Annotated in this window: 11 protein-coding genes and 1 pseudogene; 6 read left to right on the forward strand and 6 right to left on the reverse strand. The window is 68.1% G+C overall.

All coding sequences use genetic code 11. The features are described from left to right. Positions 1–19: 19 nt before the first annotated feature. The 3 genes from J5F18_RS06755 to J5F18_RS06765 form a co-directional block, all read right to left on the reverse strand. Positions 20–265: a hypothetical protein gene (locus tag J5F18_RS06755; protein WP_346301518.1), complete on the reverse strand. Its 246-nt coding sequence runs from the start codon at positions 263–265 to the stop codon at positions 20–22. Between the two features lie 122 nt (positions 266–387). Next, positions 388–2,121 (reverse strand): isocitrate/isopropylmalate family dehydrogenase, encoded by a 1,734-nt coding sequence (locus J5F18_RS06760; RefSeq protein WP_346301519.1) that lies wholly within the window; start codon positions 2,119–2,121, stop codon positions 388–390. Positions 2,122–2,269: 148 nt separating this feature from the next. After that, positions 2,270–3,346 carry a TRAP transporter substrate-binding protein gene (locus J5F18_RS06765; protein ID WP_346301520.1) on the reverse strand — a complete coding sequence of 359 codons (1,077 nt, stop codon included), beginning with the start codon at positions 3,344–3,346 and terminating at the stop codon, positions 2,270–2,272. A 291-nt stretch (positions 3,347–3,637) separates the two neighbouring features. Between J5F18_RS06765 and J5F18_RS06770 the strand changes: the two genes are divergently transcribed. Both J5F18_RS06770 and J5F18_RS06775 read left to right on the forward strand, forming a co-directional pair. Further along, positions 3,638–5,413: an IlvD/Edd family dehydratase gene (locus tag J5F18_RS06770; protein ID WP_346301521.1), complete on the forward strand. Its 1,776-nt coding sequence runs from the start codon at positions 3,638–3,640 to the stop codon at positions 5,411–5,413. 125 nt (positions 5,414–5,538) lie between these two features. Then, positions 5,539–6,312, forward strand: coding sequence for an FCD domain-containing protein (locus tag J5F18_RS06775; RefSeq protein ID WP_346301522.1), 774 nt, complete (start codon positions 5,539–5,541; stop codon positions 6,310–6,312). A gap of 317 nt (positions 6,313–6,629) precedes the next feature. Here J5F18_RS06775 and J5F18_RS06780 read toward each other — a convergent pair whose 3' ends face one another. Both J5F18_RS06780 and J5F18_RS06785 read right to left on the reverse strand, forming a co-directional pair. Continuing rightward, complete coding sequence (locus J5F18_RS06780; protein ID WP_346301523.1) at positions 6,630–7,880, reverse strand: threonine ammonia-lyase; 1,251 nt, start codon at positions 7,878–7,880, stop codon at positions 6,630–6,632. Between the two features lie 45 nt (positions 7,881–7,925). Beyond that, entirely contained in the window at positions 7,926–8,504 is a 579-nt protein-coding gene (locus tag J5F18_RS06785) for a gamma-glutamylcyclotransferase (RefSeq protein ID WP_346301524.1), read from the reverse strand. 148 nt (positions 8,505–8,652) lie between these two features. Between J5F18_RS06785 and J5F18_RS06790 the strand changes: the two genes are divergently transcribed. Further along, positions 8,653–9,219 (forward strand): NnrU family protein, encoded by a 567-nt coding sequence (locus tag J5F18_RS06790; protein ID WP_346301525.1) that lies wholly within the window; start codon positions 8,653–8,655, stop codon positions 9,217–9,219. 16 nt (positions 9,220–9,235) lie between these two features. Here the strand turns inward: J5F18_RS06790 and J5F18_RS06795 are convergent, their stop codons facing one another. Continuing rightward, entirely contained in the window at positions 9,236–10,138 is a 903-nt protein-coding gene (locus J5F18_RS06795; RefSeq protein WP_346301526.1) for a LysR family transcriptional regulator, read from the reverse strand. A gap of 170 nt (positions 10,139–10,308) precedes the next feature. Here J5F18_RS06795 and J5F18_RS06800 point away from each other — a divergent pair, with 170 nt between their 5' ends. The 3 genes and pseudogenes from J5F18_RS06800 to J5F18_RS06810 form a co-directional block, all read left to right on the forward strand. After that, complete coding sequence (locus tag J5F18_RS06800) at positions 10,309–11,820, forward strand: CoA-acylating methylmalonate-semialdehyde dehydrogenase (protein ID WP_346301527.1); 1,512 nt, start codon at positions 10,309–10,311, stop codon at positions 11,818–11,820. A 236-nt stretch (positions 11,821–12,056) separates the two neighbouring features. Then, positions 12,057–13,703: a GMC oxidoreductase gene (locus J5F18_RS06805; protein WP_346301528.1), complete on the forward strand. Its 1,647-nt coding sequence runs from the start codon at positions 12,057–12,059 to the stop codon at positions 13,701–13,703. Positions 13,704–13,783: 80 nt separating this feature from the next. Then, positions 13,784–14,595, forward strand: a pseudogene (locus tag J5F18_RS06810) (BCCT family transporter); the annotation flags it as partial.

Raw genomic sequence — 14,595 nt, forward strand, 5'->3', positions numbered from 1 at the left:
AGGGTGGGCCCAAGGAGGGCTACACGAATTCCGGGTCGTCGGTGCGCACGATCAGGTCGCTCTCCTCGCCGGGCAGGGTGACCGAGAACTCGCCGCCGCCCAGGTAGGTGACCGGGTGCCCCTCCCGGGTGCGCAGCACCGGTTCACCCTGCACGGCACCGGCGTGGGCGAGCTCGCTGAGCTCCCTGACGCTGGCGTGGATGTCGATCATCACCTCGCGGCCCTGATCGTCGAAGGCCATGATGGTGCGTTCGTGTTCGCTCATGGGTTGGCTCCGGCTGGTGAGGTCCTGCCTGCCAGTATCGACCGGCGGTGGCGCGCACGCGAGCGGTGAAACGACGCGGGGCCTGCGCGCAGGCAGGCCCCGGTGGCGTGAGGGGAGGGGCGTTACAGCCGGCTGGCCACGGCTTCGAGGAAGCCGTTCATGTCGACCAGGGTCTCGCTCGCCGGGTCGCGGGTCTTGCCCTTGAGGTCGCCGGTGATGATGCCGGCGTCCACGGTGCCGATCAGCGCGGCCTTGAGGCGGTGGGCGTAGTCGACCAGAGCGTCGTTGGCCTCGCGCTCGCCCAGGGTCTCCAGGGCGTTGGCCACGGCGAAGAGCAGGGCGGAGGAGTTGAAGTGGGCCTCCTGGCCGTCGCTCTCCAGGTACTTCAGGTAGAGGTCGTGGGCGGTGCCGTGGGGCGCCTCGAAGAGCATGGTGCCCTCTTTGCTCTCGATGATGGAGCTGGCGGTGGCCAGGCTGCCGCCGAGCGCCGCGGAGATATCCGAGAAGATATCGCCGTCCAGGTTCTGGGCCGGGTAGAGGGCGTTGCGGGGCGGGTCGGTGATCATCTTGATCAGCTGGCTGGAGGGCCGCATGATCATGAACGACGGCGGCGGGGTGCCGGCCTCGGCGAGTTCCCGGCGCACGTCGGTGATCACGGTGCTGAACACCTCGTCGTACTCCATGTATTCGCGCTTGAGGCCGAAGTAGACCTCCTTGCGCTTGCGCGAGGCGTCGCGGAAGACCTGCAGCACCCAGTCCTTGATCGCCTCGTGGTCGTTGGACATCAGCAGGATGGGGTCACCCTTGCGCACCCGGCGCGCGTGCTTCTCCTCGCCGTCGACGATCACCTTGAGGATGCCGTCCTGCTCGGCGGGGGCGTTGAAGCTGCCGTACTGGTCGCCGCCGCCGGCGCTCATGCGCGAGATGGAGACCTGGGCCTTGCGGTCGGGGATGCCGTGGCGCTTGAGCTCCTCCACCAGCTTGTAGAGCTTGCGGCCGGTGGTGTTGTCGGGCACGCCCCACAGCGCCCGCTCCGGCGGTGTGGCGACGAGCCGCGCGGCCTGGGCGTCGATCAGCTCGTAGTGGTACTGGAGCCCCAGTGCCTCCACCTGCTCGCGGTAGTGGGCCTCGTACACGCCCTCGATGGCGGCGCGCATCACCCCGTCGTAGCCGGCGATCACGGTGTCCTTGAGCCCCAGGTAGATGTCGCGCTTCTCGCCGATGGCGCGCTGGAAGAAGCGGTGGGCCCAGGCCTTGACCGACTCCAGGTCGTTGGTGGCCAGCAGCCAGGGGTCGCCCTTGTTGACCTCGCGGCGGTGCAGCTCCACCGGATCGCCGCTGGCCCCCACGAACATCAGCTTGACCACGCCGGTGGCCCGGGAGAGCTCGTTGAAGCTCTCCTTGATGCCGCCGCTCTCCATGGTGTCCACCACGATATCGCGGCCGATCCAGGCCGGGCGCGACACCTTGAGGTTGCGGAACTCGATGTCCTCGCGGGTGATGTTGCCGCCGATACCCTTGCGGATGGCGCCGTTGGGAGACTTGGTGGCCAGCGGGTGCAGGTGGGTGCCGTCGATCTCGGGGTGCTTGGCGAGCAGCTCGCCGAGCTGGGTGCGGTTGACCGTCATGCCGGCGTTCTTGATGCCCACGCCGTGCGCCTTGAGCGCCTCGATCGCCTCGATCACCACCTGGCCGTTGGTGACCAGGCGATTCTCGGCCGAGAGGTCGATCTCCACCAGCGGCAGCTCCAGCCGCGAGGTCACGAAGGTATCGAGGATCTTCTCGAAGGCCACCTGGGCCATCTCGTCGCCGTGGAGGATGACGAGAGGCGCGTCGACGCGGATCTTGTGGCTCATCACGCTTCCCTTGTTGAGCTGAAAGAATGTGCTCAGGGTACGCCTGCCGCGGGCATCCCGCTACGCGGCCAAGGGTGTAGGCGCTCCAGAGGCAGGCCGAGGTAACGCGGGCCATCCGATGGCCCGCGTCGATCACCGTCCCGCCAGGTCAGTCGTTCATGGTGTCTTCGACGATGCGCTGGATCTCGGCGACCAGGTCCTCGCCGATGCGCGGCGCCCACTCGTCGTAGACCGGCTGCACGGCCTCCTGGAAGGCGGCGATCTGGTCGTCGTCGAGCCGGGTGATCTGCATGCCGCGCTCTTCGAGCTGATCACGCGACCAGTCGTCGTACTCGGCGGCCAGCTGGATCTCGTACTCGGCGGCCTGGTGGGCGGCTTCCTGGATCAGGTCCTGGTACTCCTCGTCGAGGCGGTTCCAGGTACGCTCGGAGATCATCTTGATGAACGGCGTGTAGACGTGGCGGGTCTCGGAGCCGTAGTCCTGCACCTCGTAGAAGTTGGAGGTGAGGATGGTGCTCCAGGGATTCTCCTGGCCGTCGACCACGCCCTGCTCCATGGCCGAGAACAGCTCGCCGAAGGCCATCGGCGTGGGATTGGCGCCCAGGGTCTCCCAGATCGCCAGGTGCACCGGGTTCTCCATGGTGCGCACCGACAGGCCGCGTACGTCCAGGCCGCCGACATCCTCGGGCGTGGCGATGGGCCGACGGCTGTTGGAGAGCTGCCGGAAGCCGTTCTCGGAAAACGTCAGCGCCTTCATACCGGTGCCTTCGAAACCGTCCAGCATCGACTGGGCGACCTCGCTGTTGAGCACGGCGATGGCCGCCTCTCGGTTCGGCAGCAGGAACGGCAGATCGAACACGGCCAGCTCGCTGACATAGGTGGTAGCCGGCGAGCTCGACGGGTAGGTCATGTCCAGGGTGCCGGTCTGCAGCATCTCCATCATCTGCACGTCGTCGCCCAGCTGGCTGTTGGGGAAGATGTTGACGCTGATGCGACCTTCGCTGCGCTGGTCGAGGATGTCGGCGAAGTACTGGGTGGAGAGATACTGCGGCGAGGTTTCGGACAGGCCAAGCCCCATGCGCAGGGTAACGCTGCCATGATCGCCGACCGTATCCCCTTCGATGGCGGGAGGCTCGGAGAGGTCGGGGGTCTGGGCCTGGGCAATGCCCAGCGAAAGCGTGGCCGCGCCGGCCAGGGTAAGCGAAGTGCGCCAGATTGGAAGCATGGGGCGAATCTCCATGGTGACGATGTTTGTTATGGGTGGCACCGCAGTAAGCCGCACCGAGTCTGTCATCTGCCACTAGAATGTCGAACCTACTGCCAATTTGTTCAACATATACTTTTGTATGTATCGACTAGGCGGCGAGCGGAGGCGTAATGTGCCAGCATCAAGGCGATATGTGCCCCATTCCGGCCTGGCTGATGGAAACAGCCGAGATGGCCCGACAGGCCGTCTTTACCGGCTGGGAAGAAGGCGTCGTTGCCTGGCATCAATTCAGCGGATGGAGCGGAGACGATGACGACACATCATAGGGTCGACCCCGAGCAGCTTCGCTCGCGTTACTGGTTCGACAACCCCGAGCATCCCGGGACCACGGCGCTGTGCATCGAGCGCTATCTCAACTACGGCCTGACCCTGGATGAGTTGACCGGCGGCAAGCCGATCATCGGCATCTGCCAGTCGGGCTCGGACCTCACGCCCTGCAATCGCCACCACATCGAGCTGGTCAAGCGGGTCAAGGACGGTATTCGCGCCGCCGGCGGGGTACCCTTCGAGTTCCCCATGCACCCGATCCACGAGAACGTGCGCCGGCCCACGGCGGCGCTGGACCGCAACCTGGCCTACCTGGGCCTGGTGGAGGTGCTGCACGGCTACCCGCTGGACGGCGTGGTGCTGACCACCGGCTGCGACAAGACCACCCCGGCGGCGCTGATGGCCGCGGCCACGGTTAATATCCCGGCCATCGTGCTCTCCGGCGGGCCCATGCTCAACGGCTGGCGGGACAAGGAGCGGGTCGGCTCCGGCACCATCATCTGGGAGCTTCGCAAGCGGCTCGCCGCCGGCGATATCGACTACGCCGAGTTCCTCGCCCGGGCCACCGACTCGGCCCCCTCGGTGGGGCACTGCAACACCATGGGCACCGCCTCCACCATGAACTCGATGGCCGAAGCCCTGGGCATGAGCCTGCCCGGCTCGGCGATGATCCCGGCGCCCTACAAGGCGCGCGCCATGGTCGCCTACCAGACCGGCGAGCGCATCGTCGAGATGGTCTGGGAGGATCTGCGCCCCAGCGATATTCTCACTCGCGAGGCCTTCGAGAACGCCATCGTCACCTGCTCGGCACTGGGCGGTTCCAGCAATGCGCCGATCCACGTCAATGCCATTGCCCGGCACGCCGGCGTCGAGCTCACCAACGACGACTGGCAGCGGCTGGGTCACGAGATACCGCTGCTGGCCAACGTGATGCCGGCCGGCGCCGGGGGCGTGCCGGCGGTGATGAGCGAGCTGCTCACCGCCGGCAAGCTGCACGGCGAGGTGTTGACCGTCAACGGCCGCCGCCTGGCGGACAACCTGGCGGGACGCGGCATCGAGGATCCCGAGGTGATCTGCCGCTACGCCGAGCCGCTGGTCGAGCACGCCGGCTTTCTCAACCTCAAGGGCAACCTGTTCGACTCGGCGCTGATGAAGACCAGCGTGATCTCGCGGGAGTTTCGCGAGCGCTTTCTCAGCGACCCCGCGGACCCCGAGGCCTTCGAAAGCCGGGTGGTGGTGTTCGACGGCTCCGAGGACTACCACGCCCGCATCGACGACCCGGCGCTGGGCATCGACGCGCGCACCGTCCTGGTGATGCGCGGCGCGGGGCCGGTGGGGCATCCGGGCGGGGCCGAGGTAGTCAATATGCAGCCCCCGGAAGCGCTGATTCGCGCCGGCACCGAGTCGCTGCCGTGTCTCGGCGACGGCCGCCAGTCGGGGACCTCCGGCTCGCCGTCGATCCTCAACGCCGCCCCGGAGGCCGCCACCGGCGGCGGCCTGGCGCTGCTCGAGGACGGCGACCGGCTGCGCATCGACCTGGGGCGTCGCGAGGTCAGGCTGCTGATCGACGACGCCGAGCTGGCCGCGCGGCGCGAGCGCCTCGAGGCCCGGGGCGGCTATCGCTACCCCGACCACCAGACGCCCTGGCAGGAGATCCAGCGCACCCTGGTGGAGCCGCTGGACCGCGGCATGACGCTCGAGCCGGCCACCAAGTACCGGGACGTGGCGCGGCGGAGTCCGCCGCGGGACAATCACTGAGAGGACGGCCTTCGTGACAGCTTCGCGCTATCGCCAGGTCGGGCGCCGAGCGGTGTCGGTGTGGCATCCAGCCGAGTGAGCGGATGGGGTATGATGGCCCGACACGACAACAGGATCTCACCGCTTTGACGTCATTACGCTCGAGGCCCAAGGCCGCCAAGCCCGGCTCGCGTCCCAGCATCGCCGAGCACCTCGCCGCGGCGATCTTCGCCGGGCGCTACCAGCCCGGTGACTTCGTGCCCCGCGAGCTGGATCTCTGCGAGCGCTTCGCCCTCAATCGTTCGGCGGTGCGCAGCGACCTTCGGGAGCTGGTCGATGCCGGCATCATCGAGCGGATTTCCGGCCACGGCTCCAAGGTTCGCGAGTACAGCGAGTGGCATATCCTCGACCCCCAGGTGACCGACTGGATGACCCGCTACGCGGCGCCCAACCCGGAGATCCAGCGCGAGATCCTGGCCTTTCGTCTCGACGTCGAGCCCTATGTGGCGATGACCGCGGCGCGCCGGGCCAAGGCCCGCGACCTGGTCGCCATCGAGGAGGCCTTCGAAGGCCTCGGGCAGAACCTGCGCAACGCCGGCTGCCCGGAGGAGCGGCGCTTGCACAGCGAATGCGACGTGGCCTTTCATGTGGCGATCTTCAAGGCCACCCACAACATCGTCTGGGCCCAGCTCTCGCATATCCTGCGCCCCTCGATCCACCTGCTGGTGTCGATGTCCAACGAGAGTGCCAGCGACCCCGAAGAGAGTCTCGAGCGGCATCGCCAGCTGATGGAGAGCATTCGCATGCGGCGCCCCCGCGAGGCCTTCCTGGCCGCCCAGGCGGTGCTGGCCGGCACCGCCAGTGCGCTGGGGATCGAGCCCGGTGCCAGCTCGCTGGGGCGCTGCGTCGAGCTGCCCTGAGGCACGCTTTCCCCTGCACGGGGCCAAAGCTATGGCCGTCCCCCACCGCGCAACGCCCCCGCCGAGCCGTTTCTTTCAGTGGGGGCGCTGCGTTGCCGACGCTGACGGCGCCTTATCCCCCCTGTTGCTGCCAGGCCAGCCATTGGCGAATGCCGAAGGTCCAGGGCGGCAGTCGGTCGCTGCGATCGACCTACCCTGGGTCTCGCCGGGACGTGTGCCCGGCGTGATTCAGTCGATGCTGGAGATGGCACCGGCCTTCGTCCTGCCGGAGCGACGCTACGCGCAGGAAGCAGTAGGGCGCGGGCGGCAGCGCTCGGCTAGCCCTGGGCGCGGGGCGACCAGCGTTCGTCGGGGTGCACCTCGTTGGCGGGCAGCACCGGGTCGTAGCCCTCGGCGCGCAGCGCCTCGATCACCTCGCGGGTGTGCTCGCTGCCCAGGGTCTCCAGGGTGGCCTCCACCTCGGTGGCGCGCAGCGAGAGGTCGGTGAAGGTGCGATGGTGGGCGATCTGGATCACGTTGGCACGCTGACGGGCCAGCAGCCGGGTCAGCTCGGCCAGGGCGCCCGGCACGTCGGGGATGGCGACCCGCACCCGCACGATGCGCCCGCTGCGCACCAGGCCGCGCTGGATCACCGAGGCGAGCGCCAGCATGTCGATGTTGCCGCCGCACAGGATCAGCCCCACGTTGCGACCGCGGTAGCGCTCAGGATCGGCCAGCACCGCGGCGAGCCCGGCGGCGCCGGCGCCCTCCGCCACCGTCTTCTCGATCTCCAGCAGCAGCAGGATGGCGCGCTCGATCTCGGGTTCATCCACCAGCACGATGTCGCGCACCCGCTCGCGCACGATGGGCAGGGTCAGCCGGCCGGGCTGCTTGACCGCGATGCCCTCGGCCAGGGTGGCCTGGCCGCACTGAATCGGCTCGCCGGCCAGCGCCTGCTGCATGGCCGGGAAGCGCTTGGTCTGCACGCCCACCACCTCGATGCCCGGCTTGAGCTCGCCGGCGGCGATGGCGTTGCCCGCGATCAACCCGCCGCCGCCGATGGGAATCACCAGGGCGTCGAGCTCCGGGGCCTCTTCCAGCATCTCCAGGGCGATGGTGCCCTGGCCGGCGATGATGCGTTCGTCGTCGTAGGGGTGCACGAACACCAGGTCTTGCTCCTCGGCCAGGCGATGGGCGACCTCGCCGGCCTCGGCCACGCCGTCGCCCGCCAGGTGCACCTCGGCGCCCAGGGCGCGGGTGTTGCTCACCTTGAGGTTCGGGGTATGGCGGGGCATGACGATGGTGGCGCGGATGCCGAGCCGGGCGGCGTGGTAGGCCACCGCTTGGGCGTGATTGCCGGCGGACATGGCGATCACCCCGCGGGCCCGCTCGGCGTCGGAGAGGCTGAGCAGATGGTTGAGGGCCCCGCGCTCCTTGAAGGCGGCGGTGAACTGGTGGTTCTCGAACTTGAGGTAGAGCTCGCAGCCGGCGATGCGCGACAGGGTATGGGAGTGCAGGCAGGGGGTGCGCTCGACGCTGCCCTGGATGCGGGCCGCGGCGGCGCGGATATCGTCGAGGGTCACGCTCATGGCGGGGCGCTCCTTGCGGTGGGTTGTTGATCTCGATAGCGGCTCTCAGCGGCGGGGAGCGTCGGCCGGATGGGTCAGGCGTCGCGCCAGGGCGAAGACGTGGGGGTCGTCCACCTCCAGCGCGCGCAGCGCCTCGGCCAGATTGAGCAGGTAGTCGCGGTTGGGGCCGCTGGGGCCGTGGGCCCGGGCGATCTGCTCGGCGATGGCATCCAGCGGGGCGTCGCCGAGAAAGGCGGCGTTCTCCTCGCCGGCCAGGTAGACCAGCCCTTCGGCGGTCTCGCCGTCGGCGAAGTGTAGTGCCACCACCTCGCGCAGGTAGCCGTTCTTCTCGCGCACGTCCAGTGGCGCCAGCACCTCCGGGGTGATGCGGTAGGCCATGCCGTGGCAGACCGCTCCCGGCTCGCGCACCAAGGTGGCCACCCGGCCCGGGGCCTCGGGGGTGCCGCGGTGATCGTGGGAGCCCTGCCAGAAGCGCCGGGACCAGCCGTGGATAGCGGCCGGGCGCCGCTCCAGCCAGGAGAAGTCGACCTTCCAGATCAGCGAGCCGTAGCCGAACAGCCAGATCGCGGCCTGGCCATCGAAGTGGGTCATGCGGCGGTTGAGGGCGGTGGTATCCAGAGCCATGGTGAGGTGAAGCCGGTTCCTGAGGGACCTCCATGATGCGTCGCGCGACGGCCGATGTCGAAGGCGGCCGGAACGCCCGGCCGCTGGTGCGGGGTGGCCGGAGGCGTTAGGCTGCAGCGTTTCGAGAGTCTGCCAATGGAGAAACGTCATGACCGTGATGGTGCTGGGCCTGCTGATCTTCCTGGGGGTGCACTCTGTGCGCATCGTCGCCGACGACTGGCGCAGCGCCCAGATCGCGCGGCTGGGCGTTCTGCCTTGGAAGGCCGCCTACTCGGCGGTGTCGATCGTCGGCCTGGCCCTGGCGATCTGGGGCTATGGCCAGATGCGCCTCGACCCCACCTGGGTGTGGTTCCCGCCCGTCGGACTGCGCCACGCCGTGGCGCTGCTGATGATTCCCGCCTTCATCCTGCTGGTGGCAGCCTATGTGCCGGGCAACCACCTCAAGGCGAAGCTGGGCCACCCGATGATCATCGCCGTGAAGCTGTGGGCCTTCTCCCACCTGCTGGCCAACGGCCGGCTCGGTGACATCGTCTTCTTCGGTGCCTTCCTGCTGTGGGCGGTCTTGGACTTCCGGGCGGCGCGGCGTCGTCCGGCATCGGCGGTGGTGCCACCGAGCCTGGCCCGCACCGCCATCACCGTCGTCGCCGGCCTGATCGCCTACTACCTGTTCGCTTTCCATCTGCACGTCTGGATCACCGGCGTCCCGGTGATGTAGGCGCAGGCGCCCGCGGTCAGGGGCTCTCCCAGACCCGTTCCAGCACCGCCAGCGCCTCGCCGATCACCGGCTCCGCCGCGCGGCTGCGCCGCCACACGAAGCACAGGGCGCAGGGCAGCCGCAGCCCCTCGGCCACCACCAGGCCACGCTCCTGGCGCTCGGCCATGGCCAGGGCGTCGCGAGCCAGGCTCAGCCCCACCCCGGCGCGTACCAGGTCGAGCATGCAGGCCTCCTGATCCACCTGGGCGACCCCGTGGGGGGTCACGCCCAGCGGGTCGAGCACCTCGTGCAGCAGGCGGTGGTGGACGGAGTCCGGCGGGGTGACGATCCACGGCAGCCGGGCCAGTTCCGTCCAGTCGGCCCCCGCCAGGCGACCGCCCCAGCCCGTCGGGGCGATCACATGGTAGTGGAAGTGGGTCAGCTCGCGATGGGCGATCTCGGCCGTCGCCTCGCCGGGCCCGCTGCCGGGCGGGGCCAGGTAGAAGCCCACGTCGAGCTCGCCGCGCCGCACGCGCTCCAGCACGCTGCCGCTCATGCCGTGGGAGAGCTCGGTCTCGAGCTGCGGGGCGCGCTCCACCAGGCGGTGCAGGAAGGCGCCCAGGCGAATGAACTCGGGATCGACGATGGTGCCGATCTTCAGCCGGCCGCGCAGGGTGCTGTGCAGCGCCCGGGCACTCTGGTCGAAGGCGGCCACGGCGGCCAGCGCCTTCTCGGCGGCGGGCAGCAGCGCCTGGCCATCCTCGGTCAGCGACAGCCCCTTGGGGCGTCGCTGGAACAGTGTGAGGCCCAGGCCCGCCTGGAACTGCTTGAGCTTGAGGCTCACCGCCGGCTGGGTCAGGTGCAGCCGCTCGGCGGCGCGGGAAACGCTGCCCTCCCGGGCCACGGTGACGAAGGCGCGCAGGCTATTGAGGTCCTGCATGGGGGCTTCCTCGGCATCCTGAAGTGATATTAGCAGAACTTATACGCTGGTTTTGAATTACTCAATTGATCCTGGTGCCGATCCGGCTAGTCTAGGCGCCAATGGGGCCGCTTCTGACACCCCCATTCGCGATAGCGGACCTACTCCTACAACGATGAGACGAGGCCACCATGAGCACAGCGACTATCCAGCATTATATCAATGGGCAAATGTTCGCCGGCGAGTCCGGCCAGAGCCAGGAGGTCTTCAACCCGGCCACCGGACAGGTAAGCGGCCGGGTGGCGCTGGCCTCTCAGGCCGACGTGGACACCGCCGTGGACGCTGCCGCCGCGGCCTTCCCGGCCTGGGCCGACACCCCGCCGATTCGCCGCGCCCGGGTGATGTTCAAGTTCCTCCAGCTGCTGGGCGAGCACAAGGATGAGCTGGCCCGGGCGATCACCCGGGAGCACGGCAAGGTGTTCACCGACGCCCAGGGCGAGGTGGCCCGGGGTATCGATATCGTCGAGTTCGCCTGTGGCATCCCGCAGCTGCTCAAGGGGGACTACACCGAGCAGGTCAGCACCGGCATCGACAACTGGACGTTTCGCCAGCCGCTGGGCGTGGTGGCGGGCATCACCCCGTTCAACTTCCCGGTCATGGTGCCGATGTGGATGTTCCCCATCGCCATCGCCGCCGGCAACAGCTTCATCCTCAAGCCGAGCCCCCTGGACCCCAGCGCCTCGCTGCTGATCGCCGACCTGCTCAAGCAGGCCGGGCTGCCCGATGGTGTCTTCAACGTGGTGCAGGGCGACAAGGAGAGCGTCGAGGCGCTCATCGACCACCCCGAGGTGCGGGCGCTCTCCTTCGTCGGCTCCACGCCGATCGCCAACCGGATCTACGAGCGCGGCGCCCGCCACGGCAAGCGCGTCCAGGCACTCGGCGGGGCCAAGAACCATATGGTGGTGATGCCCGATGCCGACCTGGACAAGGCCGTCGATGCGCTGATCGGCGCCGCCTACGGCTCCGCCGGCGAGCGCTGCATGGCGATCAGTGTGGCGGTGCTGGTGGGCGACGTGGCCGACCAGCTGGTGCCGCGCCTGGCCGAGCGGGCCCGCGCCCTCAAGGTCAAGAACGGCATGGAACTCGACGCCGAGATGGGGCCCATCGTCACCGCCCAGGCCCATCAGCGCATCACCGGCTATATCGACCAGGGGATAAGCGAGGGCGCCGAGCTGGTGGTCGACGGCCGCGACTTCGATGCCTCGACGACCGGCGAGGGCTGCGCCGAGGGCTTCTGGATGGGTGGCACCCTGTTCGATCGCGTCACCCCGGAGATGACCATCTACCGGGAGGAGATCTTCGGTCCGGTGCTGGCCTGCGTGCGAGTGCCCGATATCGCCACGGCGATCCAGTTGATCAACGACCACGAGTTCGGCAATGGCGTGAGCTGCTTCACCGAGAGCGGCAGCGTGGCCCGGGAGTTCGGCCGCCGCATCCAGGTGGGCATGGTGGGCATCAATGTGCCGATCCCGGTACCCATGGCCTGGCACGGCTTCGGCGGCTGGAAGCGCTCGATGTTCGGTGACACCCATGCCTACGGCGAGGAGGGGGTGCGCTTCTACACCAAGCAGAAGTCGATCATGCAGCGCTGGTCCGACTCCATCCATGCCGGCGCCGAGTTCGCCATGCCGACGCATAAGTAAGGTTTTTCGCAGGCTAGCGTGAAACTGCCCTGTGGGAGCCCGGGTCCCCCGGGCGAATGGCGCCGCAGGCGCCCCGGCGGTGTTGGTGAGGTTGGCATCTTCCGCCAGGAGTCCTTCGGCCTCCATTCGCCGGGCAAAGCCCAGCTCCCACAAGAAGTTCTCAGCCTCAACCAAGGCTCATGCCAGTTTGCGAAATAAGCAGCACGAGCCACCATTTGCCGCAGTGAGATCACGTCATGGCTGATCAAGAATTTGACTATATCGTGGTGGGGGCCGGCACCGCCGGCTGCCTGCTGGCCAACCGCCTGAGCGCCGACCCGACCAACCGGGTGCTGCTGATCGAAGCGGGCGGCCGCGACAACTACCACTGGATCCATATCCCGGTGGGCTACCTCTACTGCATCGACAACCCCCGCACCGACTGGCGCTTCCGCACCGAGCCCGACCCCGGCCTCAACGGCCGCTCGCTGATCTACCCGCGCGGCAAGACCCTGGGCGGCTGCTCGAGCATCAACGGCATGCTCTATATCCGCGGCCAGGCCCGCGACTACGACGGCTGGGCCGAGCTTACCGGCGATGACGCCTGGCGTTGGGAGAACTGCCTGCCGGACTTCATGAAGCATGAGGACCATCATCGCCTGGATAACGGAGGCGATGCCGATGCTGCCCACCGTGACTTCCACGGCCATGGCGGGGAGTGGCGCGTCGAGAAGCAGCGCCTCAAATGGGAAGTGCTGGATGACTTCGCCACCGCGGCGGTGGAGGCGGGCATCCCGCGTACCCGGGACTTCAACCGCGGCGACAACGAGGGCGTCGACTACTTCGAGGTCAACCAGCGCAGCGGCTTCCGCTGGAACACCGCCAAGGCCTTCCTGCGCGGGGTCGAGAAGCGCGACAACTTGACGCTCTGGCACTCCAGCCAGGTGCTGGGGCTGGACTTCGATGGGGCGGGCGGCGAGACCCGCTGCACCGGCGTGCGCGTCGAGCGCGGCGGCGAGGAGCTGGTAGCCCTCGCCGGGAGCGAGGTGATCCTCGCCGCCGGGGCGATCGGCTCCCCGCAGCTGCTGCAGCTCTCCGGCATCGGCCCGGCGGACCTGCTCGCCGCCCACGAAATTCCCGTGGTGGCCGAGCTGCCCGGGGTGGGCGAGAACCTGCAGGACCACCTGCAGATCCGCTCGGTCTATCGCGTCACGGGGGCGAAGACCCTCAACACCATGGCCAATACCCTCGTGGGCAAGGCGAAGATCGGCCTGGAGTATGCCCTCAAGCGCTCCGGCCCCATGAGCATGGCGCCGTCGCAGCTGTGCGCCTTCACCCGCAGCAGCGACGAGATCACTCATCCCAATATCGAGTACCACGTCCAGCCGCTCAGCCTGGAAGCCTTCGGGCAGCCCCTGCATGACTTCCCGGCGATCACCGCGAGCGTCTGCAACCTCAATCCGACCAGTCGCGGCACGGTGCGAATCAAGAGCCGCGACCCGCGCCAGGCCCCGGCCATCGCTCCCAACTACCTGAGCACGCCGGAGGATCGCAAGGTGGCGGCAGATTCGCTGCGGGTTACCCGGCGTATCGCCGGGCAGCCGGCCTTCGCGAAGTACCAGCCGGAGGAGGTGAAGCCCGGCGTCGAGTTCCAGAGCGACGAGGACCTGGCCCGGCTGGCGGGGGATATCGGCACTACCATCTTCCATCCGGTCGGCACCGCCAAGATGGGCCGCGACGACGATCCCATGGCGGTCGTGGATTCCCGCCTGCGCGTGCGCGGAGTCAAGGGCCTGCGGGTGGTGGACGCCAGCGTCATGCCCACCATCACCAGCGGCAACACCAACTCGCCGACCCTGATGATCGCCGAGAAGGCGGCGGCCTGGATCCTCGAGTCTCGATGAGCGAGCCGCCATTACCATGCAAGGGAATGGGTTAGGGCGAATGCCCTTCGCTGAATGTCAGCGTGCCGCAGGATTGGCTTATGTCCTCTGGCAGCAATATCAACAATAAACAGGTAAACACCATGAACACGTCAGGCAGGACAGGTGACCGGCTGGACCTCAGAGTCTTCATACCCTCGGTCCTGGTCATCGTCGGATTGATCCTTCCCCTCATCATGTTTCCAGAGTCGGGCGCGGCTCTGGTGAACGCGGCTTTCGCCTTTGCGACGGGTCAGTTCGGTTGGCTGTATCTGCTGGCCGGGCTGGGCGTCGTGGTCTTTCTCGTTGGTCTGGCAACCAGTCGGTATGGAAACGTCCGTCTGGGAGGGCCGGATGACAAGCCGGAGTTCTCCTACTTCAGCTGGGTGGCGATGATCTTCGCCGGCGGGATCGGCATCGCCATCGTCAACTGGGCCTGGGTCGAGCCCATCTACTACTTCACCAACCCGCCGTTCGGCGTTGAGCCCATGAGTGAGGCCGCGGCCGAATGGGCGCTGGCCTACGGGCAGTTCCACTGGGGGTTCACGCCCTGGGCATTCTACTGCCTTCCCGCGATCCCCATCGCCTACTCGATGTATGTCCACAATCGCCCCGGCGTCCGGCTGTCGGTCGCCTCGCGCGGTGTGCTCGGTCACCATGCCGATGGCTGGTGGGGAGCCTTCCTCGATGCGGTGGTGGTCTTCGGCATCGTCGGCGGCGTCGGCACCTCGCTCGGCCTGGCGGTGCCGCTGGTATCCCAGCTGGCCAGTGGCCTGTTCGGCATTGCCCCGTCCTTCCTGCTGGATATCTCGGTGCTGCTGATCTGGACGGCCATCTTCTCCGCCAGCGTCTGGTTCGGGCTGGCAAAGGGCAT

The organism is Halomonas sp. BM-2019, assembly GCF_017584085.1.

Excerpts from the sequence above, each read along its gene's own strand:
- J5F18_RS06805 (WP_346301528.1), top strand. The coding sequence starts at position 12,057 with ATGGCTGATCAAGAATTTGACTATATCGTGGTGGGGGCCGGCACCGCC.
- J5F18_RS06795 (WP_346301526.1), bottom strand. The coding sequence starts at position 10,138 with ATGCAGGACCTCAATAGCCTGCGCGCCTTCGTCACCGTGGCCCGGGAG.
- J5F18_RS06780 (WP_346301523.1), bottom strand. The coding sequence starts at position 7,880 with ATGAGCGTGACCCTCGACGATATCCGCGCCGCCGCGGCCCGCATCCAG.
- J5F18_RS06765 (WP_346301520.1), bottom strand. The coding sequence starts at position 3,346 with ATGCTTCCAATCTGGCGCACTTCGCTTACCCTGGCCGGCGCGGCCACG.
- J5F18_RS06770 (WP_346301521.1), top strand. The coding sequence starts at position 3,638 with ATGACGACACATCATAGGGTCGACCCCGAGCAGCTTCGCTCGCGTTAC.
- J5F18_RS06800 (WP_346301527.1), top strand. The coding sequence starts at position 10,309 with ATGAGCACAGCGACTATCCAGCATTATATCAATGGGCAAATGTTCGCC.
- J5F18_RS06785 (WP_346301524.1), bottom strand. The coding sequence starts at position 8,504 with ATGGCTCTGGATACCACCGCCCTCAACCGCCGCATGACCCACTTCGAT.
- J5F18_RS06790 (WP_346301525.1), top strand. The coding sequence starts at position 8,653 with ATGACCGTGATGGTGCTGGGCCTGCTGATCTTCCTGGGGGTGCACTCT.
- J5F18_RS06755 (WP_346301518.1), bottom strand. The coding sequence starts at position 265 with ATGAGCGAACACGAACGCACCATCATGGCCTTCGACGATCAGGGCCGC.
- J5F18_RS06760 (WP_346301519.1), bottom strand. The coding sequence starts at position 2,121 with ATGAGCCACAAGATCCGCGTCGACGCGCCTCTCGTCATCCTCCACGGC.